Annotated in this window: 17 protein-coding genes and 2 pseudogenes; 11 read left to right on the top strand and 8 right to left on the bottom strand. The window is 69.7% G+C overall.

Features of this window, described 5'->3' with window-relative positions:
- Positions 1 to 35: 35 nt before the first annotated feature.
- The 4 genes from H1R19_RS21270 (at position 36) to H1R19_RS21255 (ending at position 5,492) form a co-directional block, all read left to right on the top strand.
- A complete protein-coding gene (locus H1R19_RS21270; protein ID WP_219850094.1) occupies positions 36 to 1,043 on the top strand; it encodes an esterase-like activity of phytase family protein in 1,008 nt (335 codons plus the stop codon).
- Positions 1,044 to 1,157: 114 nt separating this feature from the next.
- A complete protein-coding gene (locus H1R19_RS21265) occupies positions 1,158 to 2,057 on the top strand; it encodes an ABC transporter ATP-binding protein (protein WP_223204794.1) in 900 nt (299 codons plus the stop codon).
- A 27-nt stretch (positions 2,058 to 2,084) separates the two neighbouring features.
- On the top strand, positions 2,085 to 4,631 hold the full coding sequence (locus tag H1R19_RS21260; protein WP_219851831.1) for an ABC transporter permease: 2,547 nt from the start codon (positions 2,085 to 2,087) through the stop codon (positions 4,629 to 4,631).
- A 90-nt stretch (positions 4,632 to 4,721) separates the two neighbouring features.
- On the top strand, positions 4,722 to 5,492 hold the full coding sequence (locus tag H1R19_RS21255; RefSeq protein WP_219850093.1) for a hypothetical protein: 771 nt from the start codon (positions 4,722 to 4,724) through the stop codon (positions 5,490 to 5,492).
- 73 nt (positions 5,493 to 5,565) lie between these two features.
- On the opposite strand, the gene H1R19_RS21250 is transcribed toward H1R19_RS21255, so the two are convergent.
- The gene (locus H1R19_RS21250) at positions 5,566 to 6,297 is read right to left on the bottom strand and encodes a class I SAM-dependent methyltransferase (RefSeq protein ID WP_188328526.1); all 732 of its coding nucleotides are present in this window, start codon (positions 6,295 to 6,297) and stop codon (positions 5,566 to 5,568) included.
- A gap of 143 nt (positions 6,298 to 6,440) precedes the next feature.
- Between H1R19_RS21250 and H1R19_RS21245 the strand changes: the two genes are divergently transcribed.
- Positions 6,441 to 7,595 carry a glycosyltransferase family 4 protein gene (locus H1R19_RS21245; RefSeq protein WP_219850092.1) on the top strand — a complete coding sequence of 385 codons (1,155 nt, stop codon included), beginning with the start codon at positions 6,441 to 6,443 and terminating at the stop codon, positions 7,593 to 7,595.
- On the opposite strand, the gene H1R19_RS21240 is transcribed toward H1R19_RS21245, so the two are convergent.
- Both H1R19_RS21240 and H1R19_RS21235 read right to left on the bottom strand, forming a co-directional pair.
- Positions 7,504 to 9,261, bottom strand: coding sequence for an MmpA family trehalose lipid delivery protein (locus H1R19_RS21240; protein WP_219850091.1), 1,758 nt, complete (start codon positions 9,259 to 9,261; stop codon positions 7,504 to 7,506). The two genes, H1R19_RS21245 and H1R19_RS21240, sit on opposite strands and share 92 nt — an antisense overlap.
- Positions 9,262 to 9,276: 15 nt before the next feature.
- On the bottom strand, positions 9,277 to 10,227 hold the full coding sequence (locus H1R19_RS21235; RefSeq protein ID WP_219850090.1) for an HpcH/HpaI aldolase/citrate lyase family protein: 951 nt from the start codon (positions 10,225 to 10,227) through the stop codon (positions 9,277 to 9,279).
- 111 nt (positions 10,228 to 10,338) lie between these two features.
- On the opposite strand from H1R19_RS21235, the gene H1R19_RS21230 reads away from it, so the two are divergent.
- Complete coding sequence (locus tag H1R19_RS21230; protein ID WP_219850089.1) at positions 10,339 to 11,541, top strand: polysaccharide biosynthesis protein; 1,203 nt, start codon at positions 10,339 to 10,341, stop codon at positions 11,539 to 11,541.
- 58 nt (positions 11,542 to 11,599) lie between these two features.
- Positions 11,600 to 12,070 carry an SRPBCC family protein gene (locus H1R19_RS21225; protein WP_188328270.1) on the top strand — a complete coding sequence of 157 codons (471 nt, stop codon included), beginning with the start codon at positions 11,600 to 11,602 and terminating at the stop codon, positions 12,068 to 12,070.
- 119 nt (positions 12,071 to 12,189) lie between these two features.
- Here the strand turns inward: H1R19_RS21225 and pgfA are convergent, their stop codons facing one another.
- Complete coding sequence (gene pgfA / locus H1R19_RS21220; RefSeq protein ID WP_219850088.1) at positions 12,190 to 13,356, bottom strand: cell envelope lipid trafficking protein PgfA; 1,167 nt, start codon at positions 13,354 to 13,356, stop codon at positions 12,190 to 12,192.
- Here pgfA and H1R19_RS21215 point away from each other — a divergent pair.
- Positions 13,355 to 14,530 (top strand): annotated as a pseudogene (locus tag H1R19_RS21215) (acyltransferase family protein); the annotation flags it as partial. The gene pgfA and the pseudogene H1R19_RS21215 sit on opposite strands and share 2 nt — an antisense overlap.
- An 11-nt stretch (positions 14,531 to 14,541) precedes the next feature.
- Here the strand turns inward: H1R19_RS21215 and H1R19_RS23480 are convergent.
- The 3 genes from H1R19_RS23480 to H1R19_RS21200 all read right to left on the bottom strand — a co-directional run bounded on the left by H1R19_RS23480 (position 14,542) and on the right by H1R19_RS21200 (position 19,936).
- Positions 14,542 to 18,894 (bottom strand): DUF3367 domain-containing protein, encoded by a 4,353-nt coding sequence (locus H1R19_RS23480; RefSeq protein ID WP_372631994.1) that lies wholly within the window; start codon positions 18,892 to 18,894, stop codon positions 14,542 to 14,544.
- Between the two features lie 169 nt (positions 18,895 to 19,063).
- A complete protein-coding gene (locus H1R19_RS21205; RefSeq protein WP_188328267.1) occupies positions 19,064 to 19,264 on the bottom strand; it encodes a DUF2613 domain-containing protein in 201 nt (66 codons plus the stop codon).
- A 114-nt stretch (positions 19,265 to 19,378) separates the two neighbouring features.
- A complete protein-coding gene (locus H1R19_RS21200) occupies positions 19,379 to 19,936 on the bottom strand; it encodes a universal stress protein (protein WP_188328266.1) in 558 nt (185 codons plus the stop codon).
- Positions 19,937 to 20,004: 68 nt separating this feature from the next.
- Between H1R19_RS21200 and H1R19_RS21195 the strand changes: the two genes are divergently transcribed.
- From H1R19_RS21195 to H1R19_RS21185, 3 genes are all read left to right on the top strand, one after another.
- Entirely contained in the window at positions 20,005 to 21,165 is a 1,161-nt protein-coding gene (locus H1R19_RS21195) for a glycoside hydrolase family 3 N-terminal domain-containing protein (RefSeq protein WP_219850086.1), read from the top strand.
- 102 nt (positions 21,166 to 21,267) lie between these two features.
- Entirely contained in the window at positions 21,268 to 21,867 is a 600-nt protein-coding gene (locus H1R19_RS21190) for a TetR/AcrR family transcriptional regulator (RefSeq protein ID WP_188328264.1), read from the top strand.
- A 195-nt stretch (positions 21,868 to 22,062) separates the two neighbouring features.
- Positions 22,063 to 22,563 carry a hypothetical protein gene (locus H1R19_RS21185; protein ID WP_219850085.1) on the top strand — a complete coding sequence of 167 codons (501 nt, stop codon included), beginning with the start codon at positions 22,063 to 22,065 and terminating at the stop codon, positions 22,561 to 22,563.
- Positions 22,564 to 22,659: 96 nt separating this feature from the next.
- Here H1R19_RS21185 and H1R19_RS21180 read toward each other — a convergent pair.
- Positions 22,660 to 23,103, bottom strand: a pseudogene (locus H1R19_RS21180) (hypothetical protein); the annotation flags it as partial.
- Positions 23,104 to 23,105 lie beyond the last annotated feature (2 nt).

Below are 23,105 nucleotides of genomic sequence, written 5' to 3'. Positions count from 1 at the left end.
CAACCTGAAGTGGCGGTTGAGGTATCGTGCCCCTCATGAGACTACGTTTGTGGGGGGCCACGATCGTCGGAGCCTGTGTTCTGGGCCTGTCCTCAGCTGTCGCAGTTCAACCTGCTTCTGCCACACCGTCTTCCGGGGCGGGGGTCACAGCGTTCTACACCGACTCGACGACGGTCGGCAACGGTCTCCCCACGGTCAACCGGATCTCGGGTCTCGATCGGATCGGCAACGGCCGGTACGTGATGATCTCCGAAGATGTCCTGCCGGCGCGCTTCTTCACCGCGACCATCGGATATACCTCTGCGACAGCGTCTTTCCACGGCACGCCGCGGATCAACGGCGGTGGCACGGTGCTCGGCCCGTGGTTCCTCCCGCTGATCCCCGGGCAGGCGCAGTTCGAGGGCATCCGGCAGACCAACGGCGGCTACACCGTCCTCAGTGGCGGCAATACGCCGTTCATCCGCCAGATCGGTCCGATCGGCCAGGTCACCCGTGACGTGCCCCTGCCCGCCGCATGGCGCCCGTCGTCGAAGTCGGGTACCACCGGGCAGCGCGGGCTGACCGGGCTCGCGGTCGGTCCGCAGGGACAGATCAGCGTCCTCACCGCCGGCGGTCTCCGCCAGGACGGACGAAGCTCGGCGCGCCTGCTCACCCTGGGCAAGAGCAACCGCGAGTTCGTCTACCGCACCGACGCCAACAAGCAGGCGGCCGACGTGCTGGCCGTCAACGCCACCGACTTCCTCGTCCTCGAGCGTGGCCCCGGCAAGCTCGCCAACATCTTCTGGACCACCACGCGCGGCGCCGCCTCGGTCACCGGCAAGAAGAAGCTCAGCGGTCGCGAGAAGGCGATGACCAAGCGTCGGATCTTCTCCACGACGGGAACGCCGCGTCTGGTCACCGGCAACATGTCGGGCCTCGCGTGGGGCAACTGGCACCCCGACGATCCGTTCGCCAAGACCCGCACCCGCACCCTCCTCGTCGTCTCGGACGACGTCGGGGCGCCCAATCGCGTGCACTCCTTCGAGGTCCAGATCCCGAAGTGATCGCCAGGTGCGGGCCTGTTCAGCACCCCGCAGTGCCGAAGGTCACGCTCTTCAGGGTGAGGTCAGGGTGATACCTGATGGCCATCTGGCCCAGGATTTGGCACCGTTGATGGCATGACGACGACTGATGTGGCCGCCCGAGACGATGGCGATGCGTTTGGGACGCCCAAGCATGCGGTGGCTGCCGGTGCCGACAACCTGTCCAAGCGTTACGGCAGCGGAGACACCGCCGTCGAGGCCCTCAAGGGCGTGTCGATCTCGTTCCGCGAGGGCGAGTTCACCGCCATCATGGGTCCGTCGGGGTCGGGCAAGTCGACGCTGATGCACTGCCTCGCGGGGCTCGACGTGGCGAGCGAGGGCCGCGTGTTCATCGGTGACATCGACCTGACCGAGTTGTCGGACAAGGCGATGACGATGCTGCGCCGCGACCGCATCGGCTTCGTGTTCCAGGCGTTCAACCTCGTGCCGACGCTGACCGCCAAGGAGAACATCACCCTGCCGGTCGACATCGCCGGCCGCGACGTCGACACCGAATGGTTCGACGCGGTCGTCAACCGACTGGGCATCACCGACCGCCTCGGACACCTCCCCAGCGAGCTGTCCGGTGGTCAGCAACAGCGTGTGGCGTGTGCCCGCGCGCTCATCGGCAAACCGTCGATCATCTTCGGCGACGAGCCGACCGGCAACCTCGACTCCCGCTCGTCGGGCGAGGTGCTGGCGATCCTGCGGGCCGCCACCGACGAGTTCGGGCAGACCGTGGTGATCGTGACGCACGATCCGCGTGCGGCGTCCTACGCCGACCGGGTGGTGTTCCTCGCCGACGGTCAGATCGTGCAGGAGCTGACCCGCCCGAGCGCCGACGACGTCTTCGAGGTGATGAAGAACCTCGACAACGGCCCGGCCCCCAAGGTGTCCCCGGCGCAGGGATCCGCATCGACGGTCTCTGTGTCGAAGACCGCCGGGTCCGAGGCCACCTCCGACGGTCCCGCCGTCGAGATCTCCGAAGCGCGCTGACCCGTGGCCTCCTCCTCCTCCTCGGTGATGCGCAGGGTTTCGCTGCGAAACCTGCGGGCGCACAAGCTCCGACTGTTCCTGACCCTTTTCTCGATCATCCTCGGCACATCGTTCGTCGCCGGGTCGATGGTGTTCACCAGCTCCATCTCGAAGGCCTTCACCGACATCTTCGACAGTGCCGCGCAGGGTGTGGCCGTCCAGATCACGCCGGGCGACCCGCAGTCGCCGGGCGTACCGCTGTCGGTGGTCGACCGGTTGCGCGCACAACGCGCCGAGCTCGGCATCGACAAGCTCGTCGTCAACAACAGCGGGCTGATCACGGTCGCCGACTCCGACGGCAAGGCCATCCAGACCGGCGGCGCCCCCAGCGTCGGCACCACTTACATCCCACCCGCCGAGGCGCTGTCTCCCGCGGAGTCGGAGATCGTCCCGGGCGGGCGGAGCCCCGCGAACGCCGGTGAGATCGCCCTGAACTCGTCGGCCGCCAGGGATGCAGGACTCGAGGTCGGATCGAAGACCAAGGTCGTCATCGGGCAGGGCAACGCGGAGCCGCTCGAGGTGACCGTCGTCGGACTGATCGACCTGCCCACCTCGACCGGCGGGTACGTCAATGCGCAGTTCGACGCCGCGACCGCCGATCGCCTGTTCACCGACGGACAACACGTCGGGCTCGTCGACATGTCGGCCGTCTCCGGTGTGAGCCCGCCGCAGCTGCAGGAGCGGGTCATCGCCGCACTCGGTGCGGACGCGAAGCTGTACGACGTCCGCACGGGCGATCAGGTCCGCGAGGACCAGAAGGAACAGGTCAACGAGTTCCTGCAGATCTTCCAGTACATCTTGCTGGCGTTCGCCGCGATCGGTCTGGTCGTCGGCACGTTCATCATCTTCAACACCTTCTCGATGATCGTCGCGCAGCGGAACCGTGAGTTCGCGCTCCTGCGTGCGGTCGGCGCAAGTCGTCGGCAGGTGTCGCGGTCGGTGCTGTTCGAGGCCTTCGTGGTCGGCGTCATCGGCGGCGTGCTGGGCCTGGCGATCGGCATCGCGCTGGCCGCCGGGCTCAAGGCCCTCACCAGTGCGACGTCGGGCCTCCCGGACGGTGAGTTGAGCATCGGGCCGGGCGCGATCCTCGCGGGCATCCTGGTGGGTGTCGTCGTCACGATGATCAGTGCGTGGGTGCCTGCGGCGAGAGCCGCGCGGGTCCCACCCGTCGAGGCGATGCGCGCCTCGGCAGCGGAGGGATCGGCGTCGTTGCGCAACCGCACCATTCTCGGTGCGGTCGTCGGCGTCGCCTCCATCGCGGCGATCGTCGTGGGCGCCATGGGCGAGGGTGCCGGTCCGGCGCTGACCGTGGGCGCCGGCGCCGCGGGTGCGGTGCTGGCGGCAGTCCTCGTCGGCCCGGCGCTCGCGCGACCGTTCGTCGGCGCGCTCGGCCGCGTGATCGGCGCACCGTTCGGCATGATCGGCCGCCTCGCGCGCACCAACGCGATCCGCAATCCACGACGTTCAGCGGCGACTGCGTTCGCGCTGACCCTGGGACTGATGCTGGTCGCGATCATCGGCACGCTCGGCCAGTCCTTCAAGGGCACGGTCGACGACGCGATCGATTCCGGCATCACCGCCGACTACATCGTCGGCGGCACCAACCAGCAGCCGCTGCCGCCGACGGTCACCCAGGCCGTCGACGGGGTGTCCGGGGTCGGCGAGGTGGTGTCGTTCGGGGTCGTGCAGGCCAAGGTCGACGACCGGCCGGTGACAGGTGTCTCCGCCATCGGCGGTCCGCTGAACTCGGTGACCGTGATGGACATGCGGGACGGTGCATCGCCGACGCTGTCGCCCGACGGGATGCTGATCAGTGAGCGGACCAGCATGACGAACGGCTGGAAACGCGGCGATGTGCTGACGTTCACCTCGGCCACCGGCGCCGAGATGAAGGTCCCGATCACCGGCGTGTACGCCGACAACGAGGCACTGCAGCCGTGGGTGGTGGGTCCCGAGGTCTACGACACTCTGGTGCCGCCGTTCGCGCGGGTCAACGTCACCATGTTCGTGAAGGCCGCACCGGGCACCGACCTGGGCACCCTCCGCACCGAGCTGGAGGACGCCACCGCGCAGTACCTGACGGTCCAGGTGCAGGACCGCGATCAGTTCAAGGGTCAGATCTCGTCCCAGATCGATCAGATGCTCGGCACGTTGTACGCGATGCTCGGACTCGCTCTGGTGATCGCGGTGCTCGGCATCATCAACACGCTCGCGTTGTCGGTGGTGGAACGTAAACGGGAGATCGGCATGCTCCGGGCGATCGGCATGGTGCGCGCGCAGGTCCGCCGGTCGATCTACCTCGAGTCGGTGCTGATCTCGATCTTCGGCGCGGTGCTCGGCGTGCTCCTCGGGACGGTGATCGGCGTGGCGCTGGTGCGGACGCTTGCCGCCTGGGGCCTGGGGGCCCCGGTGATCCCGTGGTCGCTGATCACGATCACGCTCGTCGCATCCGCCGCGGTCGGGGTGCTGGCCGCCCTGTGGCCCGCGGTGCGTGCCGCGCGCACGGGGCCGCTGGAGGCGATCGCCGACCTGTGACAGTTCGACCTGCTTCGGGCGTGGCCGCGGTGGTCCGTGGCCGCGCCTGTCACAGGTCGATATCAGTTTCGGGATGACAGAATCGAGCGCATGACCCGACCACCAGAGGGCGATCCCAACGATCCGCGGAACAATTCGCCGGAGACCCGGCAGTTCGATCCCGAGTTCGATCCGTCGGCCCCGCCGTCGCAGGCCTACACGCAACAGCCTCCGGCACAGCCGTATCCGGGCCCCTACACCGAGCCGCACTACGGAACGTCCCCATACGGCGGCGCCCAATACGGTGATTCCCAGTACGGCGAGTCCCAGTACGGCGATCCCCGGTCCCCGTATGACGAGCAGCCGGGTGGCCGTACTCCGGGCGGCTCGGGGTCCAAGGGCCGGACCATCGGGTTGGTGCTGGTCACGCTCGCCGCCGTCGTGGTGCTCGGGCTGGTCGTCGTGCTGGTCACGCGTGGCGGCGGCGAGTCGACCAGCGCGGCGACGGCGTCGTCGACGACCGAGTCGAGCGAACCGTCGACGACGACCTCGACGCCCTCGAGCACCACGACGACGACCGAGGAGACCACCTCGAGCCCGCCGACCACCCCGCCGTCGGGCACCGTCACCTATCAGCTGACCGGAAGCGGCGACGTCGTCGCGCTGAACTTCAGTCGCGGATCCGGATCGCCGACGGTCATCCCCGCGACCGGGACACCGTGGTCACAGCGGGTCAAGCTCGACGGGACCACGGCGTCGATGTCGGCCATCGTGGTCCGCGGGCCGGTGACCTGCACGATCCTCGCCGACGGCGAGCAGCTCGCCACCGCCACCAGCAACGCAGGCACCCTCAACTGCTCCGCCGAGCTCGACGCGGAGTAGAGCTCTGATCCGACGATCCGGTTGCGTTTTGTCCCGGTAACCGGGACAAAACGCAAACAGATCCTCGGGCCGCTCACCGCTTACGCAGCACCAGCACCAGGTTGGTCCCGAGGACGTCGCGGAGTCCCGGAACGCGCATGACCCACCACATCCAGCGCGGGATGTAGCGGGGGAACGCGGCGACGAGGTCGGCGTCGGCTGCCACCGAGTGCGCCCAGCGCAGGCCGTCGGCGGCGGTGACGGCGAACAGCGATGTCCCGAAGAGGTTCTTGGGTGGGTGCCCGTGGCGACGGGTGTAGAGCCGCGCGGCGCGGTGACCGCCGAGGTAATGGGTCAGGCCCATCTCGTGGCCGCCGAACGGTCCCCACCAGAGCGTGTAGCTGACGATCACGATGCCCCCGGGGCGGGTCACGCGCAGCATCTCGTCGGCCATCTCCCAGGGCTTCGGGGTGTGTTCGACGACGTTCGACGACAGGCACACGTCGACGCAGCCGTCGGCGAACGGCAGCTCCTGTCCGGACCCGCGCACCGAACCGCGATGCTCCAGGCCGCCGGAGTGCATCTCCGTGGGGTCGGGTTCGACCGACATGTAATGCGCCCCGCGCGCCCGGAACGCGTCGGCGAAATATCCTGGTCCGCCGCCCACGTCGAGGATCACCGCGCCGGTCAGGTCCGGGACGAACGCCGCGACCATGTTCGAGGTGTCGGCGGCCAGCGCACCGTAGAACCGGGCGGGATCGGACTGCTCGTAGCGGAAGTCGTCGAGCAGTCCCGCCGCGCGCCGGAGTGTGGCCAGCCGGGCCATTGCGGCCCCACCGGGGCCGGGGGTGTCTGAGGTCGCCATCGTCGGGAAACTCTAGCCGGGACACTCCAGCCGGGACCCTTCGGCCGGGCGGCTTCGCCGCCGGATACATGCCCCCGGGATGTCGATCGGTACGCTGACACGCGATGCGCGCACCCTCTGACGTCCTGCTCCTGTGCTGGCGGGACACCGGCCACCCGCAAGGTGGTGGCAGTGAGACCTACCTGGAACGCGTCGGCGCCGAACTCGCCCGACGCGGCTCACGCGTGACCTTTCTGACCTCCGCCTACCGCGGTGCCGCTCGCGAGGAGGTCCGCGACGGGATGCGGTTCGTGCGGGCCGGCGGCCGGATCACCGTGTACCCGCGCATGCTCGGCACGATCCTGGCCGGCCGTCTCGGTCTCGGCCCGCTCGCCGGCAGCGCCCCCGAGGTCGTCGTCGACACCCAGAACGGTGTCCCGTTCTTCTCGACGCTCGTCTCGTCGGCGCCGACGGTGGTCCTCGTCCACCACTGCCACCGCGAGCAGTGGCCGGTGGCCGGGCGGCTGCTCGGTCACGTCGGGTGGTTTCTCGAATCGCGTGTCTCGCCCCGGGTTCATCGGCGCAACCGGTACGTGACGGTGTCCGCCCCGTCGAAGGCGGAGCTCGTGGACCTCGGGGTAGGGGCCGAGCGGATCTCGGTGGTACGTAACGGCATCGATCCGGTGCCCGACGGTGTCGGGGTGCCGGTGCGGAGAGCCGACGATCCGGTGCGCTTGTGCGTGCTGTCCCGGCTGGTGCCGCACAAGCAGGTGGAGGACGCCCTCACCGTCCTCGCGCAGCTGCGTCGAGCCGGGGTTCAGGCGCGGCTCGATGTCATCGGCGACGGCTGGTGGTCGGATGAATTGCGCTTCGCCGCAGCGGGACTCGGCGTCACCACGGAGGTCACCTTCCACGGTCACGTGAGCGAGCGGCGCAAGCACGAGCTCCTCGCCCGCGCGCAGGTGCATCTGATGCCGTCGCGTAAAGAGGGCTGGGGACTAGCAGTCGTGGAGGCCGCCCAGCACGGGGTCCCCACCATCGGCTACCGCAGCTCGGTCGGCCTCGCGGACTCCATCGACGACGGCGACACCGGACTCCTCGTCGACGGTGTCGACGAACTCGTCAGTGCCACAAGAAAGCTCATCGACAACCCGGATGAGGCGCATCGGCTGGGACGGAATGCGCGCCTCAAGGCGACCCGGTACTCGTGGGCCGCGACGTGCGACGGCTTTCTCGAGACCTTCGACGCTGTGCTCGCCGGGCGCCGAGGCCGAGGCTGATCAGTCCCGCGGCGATCAGGCCGGCCCACACCACGTGTGCTCCGGTGGCGATCATCCGGTCCGCGGCACTCGCCGACCGGTCCGCCGGCTCGTCGACCCGGTACAGGCGCAGATGTGCACCCGCGTACGCGATCTGACCCTCTGCGGCGAGTCTCTCGGGTATCTCTCCGTTCTCGACGAGAACCCAGCCGACGCCGAGTTCGGCGAGAGCGGTGGGCGAGCCGCCGGATTCGAGGACGCGGGTCACGGCCGCAGCATGCTCGCCGGGCGGGTCGATCACCTCGCCGTCGACGGTGAGGGTCCCGGACTCGATGACCGGTGCTCGCATCATGCGCGCCGCGGGGTCGAGGGCGGGTTCGGAGGCAAAGGTGTAGTCGCGCACGGTGTCGGCGGGCCACAGTGCCACCGCGCCGTGGTCGGCGGGCACGATCTGCGCGACCTCCCGCCATTCGCGGGGATAGTCGACGGCACGGACCGAGCCCCCGACACCCCAGGCGAGGTCGGGGAGCGGGGCGACGATGAGCAGGGCGATCCCGGTGAGCGCGAAACCGGCGGGCACCCGTCGTCTGGCGGCTGCGCCCGCGGCACCTGCGGCGAGCGCGAAGGCGGGGACGAGGAGCGCGGCGAACTTCTGGTTGTCGCGTACCAGACCGCCGCCGCCGACGTGCTCGACGACGAACTCCATCACCGACCGAACCGGTCCGAACATGCTGAGCAGCAACAGGATCGCGGTGACGCCGGCAAGCAGCGACAGTGCCTTCACCGTCGGGTCGAGTTCGGTGCGTCGCCGCCAGAGGTGGCGGGCGCCCACACCGACGACGACAAGGAGACACAGGGTGGCGACGGCGGCCCAGCCGATCGTGCGGCTCGCGGGCACGGCGTCGACGTTCCAGATCCCGCCGAGGGACATCACCGTGCCGACGGGGCCGAGCCACGGCTCGGAGCGTAGCCCGAACGCCTCGACCCCTGCGGCAGCCGACGTGGTGGTGGCGTCGCTGATCAGCGCGGTCACCAGCCACGGGAGCGTGCTGAGCACCCACAGTGCGGCTGCTGCAGCCGTGTTCGGCTTGCCGGCCGGCCGGCCGAGGAGCGTCACCGCCAGCACGATTCCGGCGAGGACGGACCCGGTCGGTGTCAGGCCGGCGACCGCGAGCAGCCCGCCGAGCTGCAGCAGTCGCAGCGGATCGGGGCGGTCGCGTAGGTCGACGACCGCGACGACGATCCAACCGAGGGCGGCGTAGCCGACCAGAAGGCTCCAGTGTCCCTGCAGAAGCCGTTCGGCGACATAGGGATTCCAGATCGAGATGAGGGCGGCGGCCGCTGCGCCGGTACGTCCGGCACCCGGGACGAGCCGGGCGGCGAGTCGGCCGTATCCGACGCCTGCACAGACCAATGCCGCGAGAAGGGTGGCGGTGACGACCACGCCGCCGTCGATGACAGACGACAACATCGCCACGAACCAGTCCTGCGGTACCGCCCGCGGGGGCAGGTCACCGATGCCGAGGGTGGTGTCGGTGACATGGGTGCGCGGCGTCGACACCGCGTCGCGGTACAGCAGGTACCGCGGCCCGGCACCGAACAGCCCGGGCAGCAGCGGTGCCAGGATCGCCGCGGCCGCACCGGTGCTCAGCAACCAGAGCACGGGCAACAGCCGTCGGGTCAGCACCGCGTACCGCAGCCGTCAGTAGTGGTGGGTGTCCGACGGCGCGGGCGCGTGGACCGGGTCGTCGTCGTAGTCCGACTCGGTGATCCCGTAGGAGCGGGCCAGGTCGAGGATCTTCGTCGCGCGTGCGATACGCGGCAGGTCGGAACCGTTGCGGATCTCGCCGCCGTCGCGCTCGAACTCGGCGAAGAACTCTTTCGCCCAGGTGATCTCCTCCAGTGAGGGCGAGAGGCCCTCGTTGACCTGAGCGCACTGGCCAGGAGTGAGGCAGATCTTGCCGGTCATACCGAATTCGGCGCTGACCGCGGTGGCCTCGCTCAGCTTGAGGGCGCTCGAACCGACGGTCGGGCCGTCGATGGCGCTCGGCAGGTGAGCGGCCTTGGCGGCGATGGTGAATCGCGAACGTGCGTAGGCGAGGGTCTGCGGATTGTCGCCGAAGCCGGTGTCGCGCCGGAAGTCGCCGATGCCGAAGGCGAGCCGGAAGGTGCCCTTCGCGGAGGCGATCTCACTGATGCGTTCGAGCCCGCGGGCGGTCTCGACGAGTGCGACTATCGGCACGCCGGGCAGTCGCTTGGCGGTCTCGGTGACGTGGTCGACGGACTCGACCATCGCCAGCATGACCCCGCCGATGGTGGTCTCGGCCAGAGCGCTCAGGTCGTCGGCCCACCACGGCGTGCCGAATCCGTTGATCCGGACCCAGTCGCCTGCGCCCGGGCCGGTGCCGGGGTCGGCGTCGCCGCCCTTGGGGCCGAGCCAGCGGACCACGTTGTCGCGGGCTTCGATCTTGTCCTTGGGGGCCACCGCGTCTTCGATGTCCAGTACGACGATGTCGGCGCGTGAACGGCCCGCGGGTTCGAACTTCGCATAGTGGGCGCCGTTCACCAACAGCCAGCTGCGGGCCAGTACCGGGTCGATGCGCGAACCGACATCGGTCGAGTCGGCGTCATACGTGGGGTTGTCGTCGTACATCACGTTCTCTCGGTCCGAAATTCGCGGGCTGGGAACCCCCAGCCTTCCCATCGTTGCCTATCGGCGACGGCCGGTGCAAAGCGCCTCGTGCCGTATCGGCACACTTGGGGCATGGGGGAGACGCGTCGGGTGACGGGCACGTTCGGTGCCGTCGGCTCGGTGGCGGTGGGGTCGATGGTGGCCAACGTCTGCATGTACGTGGTGCACCTGTCGGCGAGTGCACGCTATCTCGACGTCAGCGAGTACGGCGAGTTCGCGGTGCTGTTGTCGGCGATGCTCGTGTTGGGCGTGCCCGCGCTGGCGTTGCAGAACGTCGTCGCGCGAGAGGTCGTGCTGGGGCGCGACGAGCGTCGGCTGCGGAGGATCGGACTCCAGACGACGCTCTACGTCGTGCTGCTCGCCGGCATCGCGACGCCGCTCGTCGCCCAGCTCACGCGCACCGATGTCGCGACGGCGCTCGCGGCTCTGGCCGGCGCCCCGCTGCTCGCCCTGATCGCCGCGGGCCAGGGAATCCTGCAGGGCAGAGGCGAGTTCCGGGTGCTGGCATGGGTGCTGGCAGCGGTGGGAGTGCTCCGTTCGGTGCCGATGGTCGGGGCGTTCGTGGCCGGCGCGGGCCCCGCGGGTGGACTGCTCGCGGGCACCGTCGGTGCGGCGGTGTCGGTCGTCGTCGTGTGGCTCGTCGTGTCGTTGGTCGCCGGGCGGTCGGTCGCCGGGCGGGCGCATCCGGGTGGGTCGGGCGCGACCGGCGCGATCGGCGTGCTGAGTGTGGCCCGCGCCTCGCAGGTCCAGCTGGTGCTGATCGTCGCGTCGTCGATCGATCTGCTGCTGTCCCCGCGGGTGCTCGGTGCCGAGGAGGTCGGGGTGTACGCCCTGGGCGCGATCGCCACCAAGGTCGCGTTCTGGTTGCCGCAGGCCATCGGCGTCGTGTTCTATCCCCGGCTCGCCGACCCCGCCCGATCGCGGGCCGCGCTCCGTCAGGCCGTGCTGGTGGTCGCCGGGATCGGCGTCGTGCTGACCATCTCGGCCGGCGCCGCGGGGCCGCTCGTCCCCCTCGTGTTCGGCGACGGCTACGACGCCCTCGTCCCGATCATGTGGCTGTTCGCCTACATCGGCGCCGCCCTCGCGGTCCTGCAGGTGGTGTTGCTGTCGGCCATCGCCCGCGACCGCACCCGCGTCGCGTTGGGCACCTGGGTCGTGGTCGCCGTGGAGGTCGTGGTGATCGTCACGGTCGCCGGATCGGTGGTCGGCGTCGCCGGCACGGCGGCGGTGGCGGTCACGATCGCCGCGGCGGGTACATGGGCGTTCGCGCGGTGATTTCACCCCCATACGTAGGAACGTTGCCGAGTCGACGAACTTTCGGCAGTGTTGAGGGATGAGCGACAACGGAAACACACAGGTCACTGTCGAACGCACCATCGAGGCTCCGGTTGACGCGGTGTTCGACGTCCTCTCCAATCCCGAGCGGCACCATGCGCTCGACGGCTCCGGATTCATCCGCAGCGTCGACCACGCCGACCGCATCCAGGAGGTCGGCGCGGTGTTCACCATGAACATGGAGGGCGACCACATGGGCGGCGAGTACAAGACCGACAACCACGTGGTCGGCTACGCCAAGGACAAGCTGCTCGCCTGGAAGACCGCTCCGGCCGGCACCGAGCCGCCCGGATGGGAGTGGGTCTGGGAGCTGGAGTCGCAGGGGCCCAACGAGACGCTGGTCCGCCTCACCTACGACTGGTCCAAGGTCACCGACAAGAAGCTACTCGAGAAGGTGAAGTTCCCGCTCGTCACCGAGGAACAGCTCAACGACTCTCTCGGCAGGCTTGCCGCCGAGGTTTCTTCCTGATCAGAGTCCTTCGGTGATCAGCACCACGACGCCGGTTGCGCCAACGCGCAGCCGGCGTCTTTGTCGTGCCGTTCGTGGTGGTGTCGTGTGTGGTCGTGCCGCCAGTCGTCCTGGCCGGCTCAGCCCCGACGCATCCGCGCGGGCAGCCACGACGGGTTGATCGCGATCATCCCGCCGAGCAGCGCGAGGACGCCCAGGATCGCGGTCCCGATCGGGACCACCCGACCCCAGATCACCACGGGGGTCGCGAGATCGGAGGCCAGCGCGGACATCTCGGATCTGGTCGTCTCGTCGTAGCCGAACTTCGCCTGCAGGTGGGGGAGTCGGAAATCCGCCGGGACCCCGGCGGTGCCGTCGGGAAAGCGGTAGAACTCGTCCACGTCGATCCTCGCGTCGACGATGGTCCCCGTGCGGGGGTCGACGGCGAGATCCCACGAACTCCGGTGACGCAGTGTGGCGGTCAGGTCCCGCGTCCGCGGGCCGTCGACCCCGAACCACGACGCCGGCCGCGTGATGGTGACGTCGGTGCCCACCGGGCGTCCCAGCGCTTCGCGAGCGAGATCGGTCTCACCGACCTCGGCGCGGAACCGGGCCACGTCGCGTCCGGCGACCTCGGTGTCGCCGGCGTAGACCAGCGGCACCGTGGTGCGGGTGATGACGTCGAAGAACTGGTGGTCGCTGAGGCTCACGTCGAACGGCAGCAGGTAGGTGAAACCGCGGCGGTCCGGTACCAGCACCGGTGCGGCGTTGCTGTCGTACTGGATTTCCGACGCCCCGCGCGCGGACAGCTGCGGCTCGGCGGTCTCCCGGTCGAGCGTCACCCGGTCCTTCACCGCACCGACGGTGGCCTCGTTGCAGGGTTGCCCGCGTTCGGCGTCGCTGCCGGGGCGGGCGTCCTCGGGTTCGACCTCCCGGCCGTCGACCCGCAGCGTCTGCGCCTGGATCGACGTGCCCGCCTGAACCGTGATGCGGTGCTCATCGGACGGTTGCACCGCCACGACGCGCTGCTGGCGGATCAGATCGGCGTCGAGCGTCCGCGCTGCGCCCGTCTCGAGCGAACACCGGTCGAAGATGGTCGCGTCTTCGGCGGTGGCGACGGTCGTGAAGTCGGTGCTGAGCGGAATCGTGCGCAGATTGCCGACGAGCAGCGTCGGGAGGGCGATGGTCACCGCGAGCAGGAAACTGCCGACGAAGATCAGGGTCGGCCCGAGGAGGTCCGCGGTCGACCAGCGGCGAGGCTGCGTCGCGGGCGGCGACGATGGCTGCGACGAGGGCGGGGAAGACATGTGGCGAGGGTACGCAACGGTCGCGGGCTACCCTGTCACCAGCATGACCAGCACAGACCGCACCCGACCGACTCCGGACGCCCCCGCCGCCGGGGCGTCGGCCCGCATCGGCGACGACCGGCGCTTTTACCCGCAGCTCGACGGCATGCGGGCGATCGCGGCCATCGGCGTCCTGACCACGCACGTCGCGTTCCAGACGAGGGCGGTCGAGATCCCGGTCCTCGGCCCGGTGCTCGGGCGCCTGGACCTCACCGTCGCCCTGTTCTTCGGGCTCTCGGGTTTCCTGTTGTGGCGGCCGTGGGTCGACGCCGCGCACCGGGGGGCCGGACACCCGTCGGTGCCGCGTTATCTGCGGCATCGCGTCGTCCGGATCTGGCCCGCCTACCTGGTGGCCGTCGTGCTGGTGATCCTCCTCCTACCGGAGGCGCAGGGCGCCGGCCTCGACGTCTGGCTCGCCAATCTCACCCTGACCCAGGTGTTCGTGCCGCTCACACTCACCGCCGGGCTCACCCAGATGTGGAGCCTCTCGGTCGAGATCGCCTTCTACGCGCTGCTACCGCTCCTGGGCTTCGCGCTACTCGGGCTCCGCGGGGCCCGACTCAACGCGCGCGTGCCCGCGCTCCTGCTGCTCGGCGCACTGAGCCTCGGGTGGGCCTGGGTCGGCACCTCGCTCCCCGTTGCCGACGGCGTCGAGACCAAGAACTGGGTGTTCGGCCATCTGCCCTGGTTCATCGCCGGGCTCGTTCTCGCCGAGATCGCCGGTGTCCTCGACAATCGGCTGCCGAGCGATGCGGGTCGTCCGCCGTCGCTCGCGGTGCGGCTCAGCGCCAATCGGTGGCTGATGTTCGGGCTCCTCGTCGTCGCGTACGGGCTGGCCTGCACGCGGTTCGCCGGGCCCACCGGTCTGGGTGATGTCACCGAGCTCGAGTTCGCCACCAAGATGGTCCTCGGTGGCCTGTGTGGTTACGCGCTGCTCGCGCCGCTCGTGTGTAACCCGGGCCCCTTCCGATTCCTCACCTCGCGGGTCATGCTCGCGCTCGGCCGATGGTCCTACGGCATGTTCATCTGGCACGTCGCGATCCTCGCGGTGGTCTTCCCGCTGTTCGGCATCGTGCCGTTCAACGGCGACACCGTGGTGGTGTGGGTGATCACCCTCGGCCTCACCATCGGGATCTCCGCGGCGAGTTACGCCTTCATCGAGGAGCCGGCGCGGAACTGGTTGCGCAACCGTGAGATCCGCCGGCGCAGGCGTTCGCGCGCCGACGGTCCCGGGCCGGGTGACTCGTCGGCGTCGTCGGTGTCGTCGGTGTCGTCGGCACCGTCCACTGCGGTCCAGAACACCGACCAGGCCAGCAGCACCACCGCGATCAACGCGGGCAACTGAACCCACCACTGCGATCCGTGGTAGCCGCCGGAGGCGTGCCACGGACCGGCGGTGAGCCCGATGGTGGCGCCCATCATCGCGACGAATGTCGTTGTCACGCAGACCTTGTGCGGTACGGCGGCGGCAACCGTGCCGACGAGGAGACTCACGGCCAGGCCCCACCATCCCGAGAGCAGCCACGACGCCGCGAGAACCGAGACGGCCGCCACAGCCAGGGTGCCGCGCCCGGACGGCACCGAGACCGGGTCGCCGACGCCTCGCGTCCGCGCGGAGGGCCACCAGGCGACGACGAGCAGCAGCGCCATGATCACGAGTCCGATGACCAGTGCCCACCGGTAGAGCGAGTCGAAACGGTATGTCAGCTCGATGCTTCCGGACGCCCCCGCCGGCACCATCCAGCCCTGTTGCCAGCCGTTGACGACGACGGGCCTCAGCTCGCGGCCGTCGAGGTGCGCCACCCAGCCCGGGTTGGTGCTCTCGGGGACCACCAGCAGCCGGTCGGCGCCCGTCGGGACGGCGACCGTGCGGGTCGCGGCGGACCACTCGAGCACCTCCGCGTCCTGTTCTGTCGGGCGCGAGCGTGCGGGCGTCTCGAAGGGTCCGGCGACGTTCACCAGTGACACCGCGTCGACGGTGAACGCCGATCCCGGATTCACCGACACCTCCTGCTGCCCTGCGGGAAGTACCAGTTCTCCTGGGCCGCAAGCACGTCCGACGACGGGTTGTCCGGCGCGCAGGGCGGCGGTCGTCGTCCGCACCGACATGCCGATCATCTGACCGGCGGCGGTGATCCCGATGCCGTCCTCGCAACCGATGTCGACGACGCGATCGGCGCGGGACGCCCCGGTGCCGGTGGCGGGCGCCGGGACGACCTCGACCTCGGCGATGCCCGGCGGTGCGGGACTGGCGAATCCGAGGCTGTTGACGTCGATCAGGTCGCCCTGCTTCCGGATGGTGATCTCGATCCGGTCGGTGACGGCGGGGTCGAGCCGCAGCATGCCGTCGTCGTCGATCTGGCGGATCTGTTCACCGGTGCCGAGATCGACGGCCACCTCGGTGGGAGCGGCCGGATAGTGTCGCGGTGCGGTGATCTTCAGGGATTCGACGCGCTGCTCGGCCGGCAGACCGACCACGAGTGTCGGGCTGTTCTCGTCGTCCTGGGCACTGTCATCTGCGTTGTTGTCGGCGGCGCGGGCCTCGTCGGGGATCTCCGGTGCGGTCCACGACGTTCCGGGGTCTCCGTCGACCGCCGCGGCGGGCCCGCCACGCGGATCGGCCACCGGTCGCGGTCCCGTCGCGGTGAGCCCGCCGCGCACGGCCAGGAGCCGGTCGAGTGCGTCGCCGGGACGTGGCCGGAGGATCACGGTCGGGGACACGGTGGAGTTCTCCGGCACCGACAGCGCGCGGCCGAACACCGACGCGGTCTCCGGGGACAGCCCGAGTCCCGGTGCGCAGCGGGTCATCTCGCGTGCCGGATCGGGAACGCACCACGCCCGGCCGGTGAGTTCCTGGTACAGCAGCCACTGGGCGACCGGGGTGCCCGCCTCGAGTTCCGGCAGGACCACGCGGTGGCGGATTCGCAGCGGCGTCGTCGTCCGCAGGTTGGACACCGACACCTCACCCAACGCGAACTGGTTGCCGGCGCTGCCGTCGTCGGTGCGCAGGGCGCGGATGTGAACCCAGCGGGTGGACCCGCTCGGAGCGGTCACCGTGGTGGGCTCGCCCGGTACGAGTCCCGAGACGACCGTGCTGCCCGCCTCCGTGGTGATCAGCGCGCTGGTGACGTCGGGACCGAGTGCCTTCGCGGTTGTCAGTGTCAGAGCGAGGTCGGACTGCGGCGTGGTGAACCCGATGCGCATCCACCGGCCGAGTGCGCCCTCCAATCCGCCGCTGACCCAGGCGCTCTGCGGGTTGCCGTCGAAGGCTGCGGCCGCCGAGTTCGCCGGTGAGGTCTGGCCGGGTTGCACCGCATCCGACGCCGACCCCGACGTCGTGACCTCCACCTCACCACTCCGGTTGTCCAGCAGCCACTCTCCGCGCACCAGCGGCTGACCGTCGACCGGGTAGTCGGCGGCCGCGTTCTGGGTTCGACGCGCATCCGATGCCGACCGGATCGCCGAACTGTGATCGTCGACGCGGCCGAAGTCGGTCTCCCGGTCGCTGGGGGTGTCGGTGATGATCAGCGGGCCGTCGGTGATCCCGGCCCGGCGGGCGTCGGCGTCGAGCAGGACGGGGCCGAGCGGCGGAAGGCCTTGCCGGGCACGCACCTCGTCGAGTTCGGCGATCGCCTCGGGACCGCCGGCCACGCGGGGGAGTCCCGCCCGATCGATGAGCAGCGGACCGGTGCCGTCGAATCCCCAAGGTCCGCCGGACGCGGCGACCTCGTAGATCTGTATCGCGGGCATCGTCGGGCGAAGGCCGTTGTCGCGCACCACGCCCCGGACGCTGGGTGGTCCGACCTGCTCGCCGAACACGGCGACGCGGCGCAACCCTGGTGAGGAGTCCAGCGCCTGTTGCGCGAGCAGTGGACGGGCCGATCGTGAGGTCTCGGGGTCGAGGTCGGCGCGCAGCACCACGTATCCGATGGCCTGCCGGGCGAGCGTCTCGGCGAGGCCGGGTGAGCCGCGCCCCGCGGCGATCTCCCGCTGTACCGCGTCGAGCGCGCGGATGGCGCCGGGCGGGGTCAGCGGGATCGCATCCCGCACCGCCCACGGTGCGTCGGCCAGGGGCTGGAGCGGTTCGTCGCGGGTGAGGCCCCAGAGCTGGTCGGCGAACGGTGCGCCAGGTACGACGAGGGATCGTGCGGGGGCGCCGCCGGGTCGGGTGCTGTTCTCGGACAGCCACGCCGACGCCTGTTGCCAGTGCTTCGGTATCTCCTTGTAGGTCCCGCCGGGTGCGAGCTGGCCGGTCCAGATGAGCGATCCGGCCCCGATGACCGCCACCAGCAGCACGATCGCCGCCGCCACCGGCCGGGAGCGTTGCGGATGGGCGAAGGCGGACAGGATCTCGTGCGTGGATGCGCTGCCCGGCAACGGGACACGGGCCAGCAGATGGGCGACGCCGAGCACGAGGGGGATGCGCAGGAACGGCTCGAACTTGTGGATGTTGCGCAGCGGTGCGCCAGGCCCGTCGAGGAACACGCGGATCTGCTCGGCGATCGGCGATCCGAGATCACCGGCGTAACCGACACACATCACGACCAGTCCGACACCCAGGATCGCGGTCAAACGGCCACGGAACGGCATGTGCCGCATGCACAATCCGGCGAGGCCCGCAGCGGCGATGGTCCCGGTCGCCAGGACCGCCGCGGGCTGGGTGACGAGCACCGCGCCGGCGACGCGTTCGGGGGAGACGAACGGTGTCCACGAACTCGCCCCGCGCAGCACTTCGGTGAGCGAGGTCCACTGGGTGGTGACCCGCGACGACTCGATGTAGTCGAGGAACGGCGGACTGACCCGGGAGAGGATCAGCAGCGGCACGACCCACCATGCGCAGGCGAGCGTGAGGCCGGCCGCCGTCCATGCGCCGAACCTCCGCCACCGGCGGTCGCGCGGACTGTGCAGGAGCCACCAGAGTGCCGCGACGCCCAGCGCCGCGAGTGTGGCCACCGCGTTCACCGCACCCATCAGCGCGACCGCGGCCGCCGACCGGGCGGCCTCCCGCCACAGCGGCGCCGAACCCACGACGACGCGGGTGTCGAGTGCACGCACGACCGGCAGCAAGACCCACGGCGCGAGCATCATCGGCAGTGTCTCCGACGAGATCGAGCCGAGGGTTGTGAGGACGCGCGGACTCAGGACGAAGACGATGCCGGCGATGACCCGCGACGCCGGTGAGCCCAGACGTATGGCCTCGGCCAGCCGGACGATGCCGACGAAGCCGATGGTGAGCAGCAGCGCCCACCACAGCCGCTGGACGATCCAGGGCGGGACGGTCAGCAGGTCGCCGAGCGCGAAGAACGCGCCGTGCGGAAAGAAGTAGCCGTACGCCTGGTTCTGCACCTGCCCCATCGGGGCGTCGGGCGTCCACAGGTGCGCGGCGCGCGCCAGGAATCCCAGTGGGTTGGCGGTCAGGTCGAGTTTGGTGTCGGCGGCGATCTGCCCCGGAGCCTGCAGCAGGCAGATGATCAGGGAGATCGCGGCGGCGAACCAGATCCCGCGCCTGCCGAGGGTTCGCGAGCCGACCCCGTCGGGTTCGGCTCGGGTGGCCCGGAGTCCACGAGACGCGGCGCCGGTGGTGGGCCCCGCACTTCTGGGCGTTGTACTACTCAGTTGCTGCTGCCGTGATCAAACGACGCCGTGACCTGCGGCGGCGTCGTTGGGGTCAGTTGGTCTCGCCCGCGCCGCCGCGCGACCCGTAGTCGACCGAACCCTGCACGAAACCGCTGTTCGGGTTGATGCTGTTCAGGTCGGTGGACGGGCTGTTCTCGGCGGTCAGGAACCCGCCGAGGAACACCGCGCCGAGTCCCACCAGGATGCCGGCGACTCCGGCGACGGCTCCGGCGACAAGGCGGTTGTTGGTCATGGCGATGAAACTACCATCGTGTGCCGTCGTATCCCGGTGAGACCCACTGCGTACGCGCGTTCACCGTCGGACGCGGACCGTGTTGGAGGGCACGGTCGGCGTCCCACGCGACCCCTACAACGTCACCGGCGGGGTCTGCTCGCACTTCGCGGGGACGATGAACACCGGCCGATGGCAGTGCTTGAGGACGCGTTCGGCGACGCTGGAACGCAACAAGGCCCGCAGGCCCGACGCCCCGCGGGTGCCGGTGACGAGGAGATCGACGTCGAGCGCCTCGGCGGCCGCGACGAGCGCACCCCACACCGTCGATTCGACCTCGACGAGCGAGCCCCGGGCGGACAGCCCGCATCCGGCGGCGAGGTCGACGCCCTGCTTGTTGATGGAGGCGGCCTCGTCTTCCAGCGCCCGATCGATCCCGGCGTCGAGCTGGGTGTCGATGAACGGCTGCATCCCGCCGGCGAGAGTGGACAGGCGCGCGGGGGTCATGCCGCCGGGCTGCCAGGCGGTCACCACGATCGCGGTCTTCGCGCGGAGGAACTGCCCTGCGTACCGGATGGCGCGGTCTGCGTTCGGAGAGCCGTCGTAGGCGATCATCAGCGTCTGACCGGCACTGTTGCCGCCGCGACCGCTGGGAGCGGTAGCGGACCCGGCAGAGATGGACCCCACGTCCATTGGCTCAGGTTACATGCCAGACTCGTGCCATGGGCCCAACTCGACGACCTCGGTGGATTCGGAATGCGATGTCCTCGGGAGCAGTCGTCGTGTTGTGCGCGACCCTGGCCGCGTGCACGTCGTCGACACCTGATTCGCCACCGCCGGCTCCCTCATCTTCGGCATCGTCGTCGGCGTCATCGGTGTCGGTGCCGTCGTCGGATGCTCCGGTCGCAAATGGTTGCGGCGCAGCCGAACTCGCGAAACTGTCGCTGCGGCAGAAGCTGGCTCAGCTCGTCGTCGTCGGGGTGACCGGGGCCGGCGACGCGCAGCAGATCGTCGAGAACGAGGAGATCGGCGGCATCTTCATCGGGAGCTGGACCGACAAGTCGATCCTGACCGGCGGAGCGGCGTCGCGGATCTCGAAGAACTCCCCGATCCCGCTGATGGTGACCGTCGATCAGGAGGGCGGCCGGGTGTCGCGGCTGTCGGCGCTCGGCATCGACCACGAGTCGCCACGGCAGCTCGCCCAGACCAAGACGCCCGAGCAGGTGAAGGGGATCGCCACCGAGGTGGGGCGCAAGCTCAAGCGTCTCGGCGTCACCGTCGACTTCGCGCCCGTCGCCGACGTCAGCGACGAGTCCGACAACGAGGTCATCGGGGACCGTTCGTTCAGCAACGACCCGGCGGTGGTCATCGAGTACGCGTCCGCTTACGCCGCAGGCCTGGCCGCTGCCGGGATCACACCGGTGTACAAGCACTTCCCGGGACACGGACACGGCACGGGCGACTCACACCTCGGCGTGGTGTCGGTGCCCTCGCTGGCGCAGTTGCAGACCAGCGACCTGGTGCCGTTCCGCACCCTGCTCGCCGATCCGGGTACCGCGGGCGTGATGGTCGGTCACCTGATCGTGCCCGGGCTGACCAACGGCCTGCCGGCCAGTATCAGCAGGCCTGCCATCCAGATGCTGCGTACGGGTGTGGGCTACGACGGCCCGCGCTACAACGGGGTCATCTTCTCCGACGACCTGTCGGGGATGGCGGCGATCAGCGCGCAGTACCCGATCGAGCAGGCCGTCGAGAAGTTCATCCTGGCCGGGGGCGACGTGGCCCTGTGGTTGTCCACCGACCGCGTCTCCTCGGCACTCGACAACCTCGAAACCGCGGTAGCCCGCGGGCGGCTCGCGCCGTCCCGTCTCGACGCCAAGGTGCTGCGCATCCTGCGCTCCAAGGGTGTTGTGACCTGCTGAGGGCTCCCGTTCGAGCGGGGCCCGGGCGAACGTTCACCTTACCGATAGGTAAGTTCTTGGTATCGTCTTTCGGTACATGCGTCATGGAGAACGGAGGTGGTCATGTCGGGCGGAACCAAACGCCTGCCTCGCGCCGTGCGCGAGCAGCAGATGCTCGACGCGGCCGTGAAGGTGTTCTCGCAGAAGGGGTTCCGCGAGGCCTCCATGGATGCGATCGCCGCCGAGGCGGAGATCTCCAAGCCGATGCTCTACCTGTACTACGGCTCCAAGGAGGAGCTGTTCAGTGCGTGCATCGCACGTGAGTCCGGGTTGTTCATCGACGCGATGAGCGTCGGCTTCGATCCGTCGCTCACGCAGCGAGAGCAGGCGGTCACGGTCATCCGGGAGTTCCTCCGGTTCGTCCACGAGCACCGCCAGTCCTGGCGGGTGCTCTACCGCGTCGCCATCGGCACCGCCGGATTCTCCGGCATCGTCGCCGACAGCCGCCAGCGGGTCACCGAGATGGTCACCGCCCTCATCAAGGCGGGCACCACCGTCGAGGTCGGTGACCTCGACTCCGAACTCACCGCCGTCGCCATCGTCGGCGCGGCCGAGGCTGTCGCCGACCGCATCACCGAGGGCGACGTCGACCTGGAGAAGGCCACCAACCTGCTCGTCGGCATCACCTGGCGCGGCCTGAAGGGTGTCGGTACCGACATCTGAGGGGCTTGCGAGCCTCGACGCCGCCCCTGAGGCTGCGCGCCGAGCCGTGCGCGTCCTCCGAACGGATGAAATCCGGGTGCGTCGGCGGTGATTCGCGTGCCGAGACCGGTCGGTTACGCCGAGTGGGCATCTCCGCGGACCGAGCGGCCTATCTTCAGCGGTACGGCATTCACTCCTCCCGATCCGAGGTCGGCAATGAAGAAGTTCACTCAGTCGCTGCTGCTGGTCCTTCTCGGAGCGGCCCTCGTTTCGACCCTGTGCGTCGGAGTCTCCGACGCGCGTCCCCTCGGCGCCAACGGACGCCCGCCGGGCACCGCGTCCTCACCCGGCGTCGCACAGTGCAAGTACAAGCCCGCGTGGTCGACGCTCCAGCTCTCGATCGGGGGGCCGACGGTCCGGACCAATCGCGTCGTGAGGGTCCGATACACGCTGCTCGCGCAGAACGCCGGCAACCGCGCGGGGGTGGCAGCGGTGGCGTCGCCCTTCGTCACGGTGCGACCCGGCCGGCCGTTCACCTTCGGTCCCGGCAACATCCAGGTGCACTGGCGGCAGAATGTGCACCTGTACACCCTCGTCGAGTTCGCGACCGGCGCGCGCACGATGCCGACGATCGCATTCGTCGCCGATCGCTATCAGTACTTCAACGGCAACAACGTCGGGCCGATCGGTCCGTTCCGGAGCTGTTACCGAGCGTGATCCCGTAAACGATTCCCGCCGGATCGCTTCCCTCCCGCCTATTGGATCCAATTAGCGGGAAGGAAGCGATCCGGCGGCAACGCGGCAAGGGGTTTCTCAGCCCTCCCGCGTCGTGGCGGTGAGGTGCGGGAGTCCCTTGCGGCGGTGGCGGATCGAGATGTCGAAGCTGCCGTGGCCGTCGATGCGGCGTGTGTAGAGATTCACCTTGGCGGGCAACAGGATCGGTGTGCCGAACCGGACGTCGTAGGTGACGGCGTCGGGCAGTTGCGACTCCGCGGCGTACGACGGATGCGCTTGCGGTCGACGGCGAGGATCGCATCCGGCGGGGGCGGGGTCTTCGACTTCGGTTCCGGGCCGCGCGGCTCGTCGGACAGGCTGGTGCGCTGCTGCTTGAGGAAGGTCGCGGTCTGCGTCGTCACCAGCTCGGTACCCACACTGATCTCGCTGATCACGTCGATCAGCATGCCCTCGCGGTGTTCACGCAGGTTCTCCGCATGTGTCACGATTCAGCGGCTCGCCGGCCCCGATGGGTCGCTTGCGCC

The sequence above is a fragment of the Gordonia jinghuaiqii genome (genome assembly GCF_014041935.1).
Classification (GTDB): domain Bacteria; phylum Actinomycetota; class Actinomycetes; order Mycobacteriales; family Mycobacteriaceae; genus Gordonia; species Gordonia jinghuaiqii.
Note: the sequence above shows the minus strand (reverse complement) of the source record. Positions and strands in the feature narration are given on the sequence as shown.

Coding starts and splice junctions, on each gene's coding strand:
- H1R19_RS21235 (WP_219850090.1), bottom strand. CDS start 10,227: ATGTACGACGACAACCCCACGTATGACGCCGACTCGACCGATGTCGGT.
- H1R19_RS21205 (WP_188328267.1), bottom strand. CDS start 19,264: ATGACCAACAACCGCCTTGTCGCCGGAGCCGTCGCCGGAGTCGCCGGC.
- H1R19_RS21260 (WP_219851831.1), top strand. CDS start 2,085: ATGCGCAGGGTTTCGCTGCGAAACCTGCGGGCGCACAAGCTCCGACTG.
- H1R19_RS21245 (WP_219850092.1), top strand. CDS start 6,441: ATGCGCGCACCCTCTGACGTCCTGCTCCTGTGCTGGCGGGACACCGGC.
- H1R19_RS21255 (WP_219850093.1), top strand. CDS start 4,722: ATGACCCGACCACCAGAGGGCGATCCCAACGATCCGCGGAACAATTCG.
- H1R19_RS21265 (WP_223204794.1), top strand. CDS start 1,158: ATGACGACGACTGATGTGGCCGCCCGAGACGATGGCGATGCGTTTGGG.
- H1R19_RS21230 (WP_219850089.1), top strand. CDS start 10,339: ATGGGGGAGACGCGTCGGGTGACGGGCACGTTCGGTGCCGTCGGCTCG.
- H1R19_RS21195 (WP_219850086.1), top strand. CDS start 20,005: ATGTCCTCGGGAGCAGTCGTCGTGTTGTGCGCGACCCTGGCCGCGTGC.
- H1R19_RS21250 (WP_188328526.1), bottom strand. CDS start 6,297: ATGGCCCGGCTGGCCACACTCCGGCGCGCGGCGGGACTGCTCGACGAC.
- H1R19_RS21185 (WP_219850085.1), top strand. CDS start 22,063: ATGAAGAAGTTCACTCAGTCGCTGCTGCTGGTCCTTCTCGGAGCGGCC.
- H1R19_RS21270 (WP_219850094.1), top strand. CDS start 36: ATGAGACTACGTTTGTGGGGGGCCACGATCGTCGGAGCCTGTGTTCTG.
- H1R19_RS21190 (WP_188328264.1), top strand. CDS start 21,268: ATGTCGGGCGGAACCAAACGCCTGCCTCGCGCCGTGCGCGAGCAGCAG.
- H1R19_RS21200 (WP_188328266.1), bottom strand. CDS start 19,936: ATGGACGTGGGGTCCATCTCTGCCGGGTCCGCTACCGCTCCCAGCGGT.
- H1R19_RS21225 (WP_188328270.1), top strand. CDS start 11,600: ATGAGCGACAACGGAAACACACAGGTCACTGTCGAACGCACCATCGAG.
- pgfA (WP_219850088.1), bottom strand. CDS start 13,356: ATGTCTTCCCCGCCCTCGTCGCAGCCATCGTCGCCGCCCGCGACGCAG.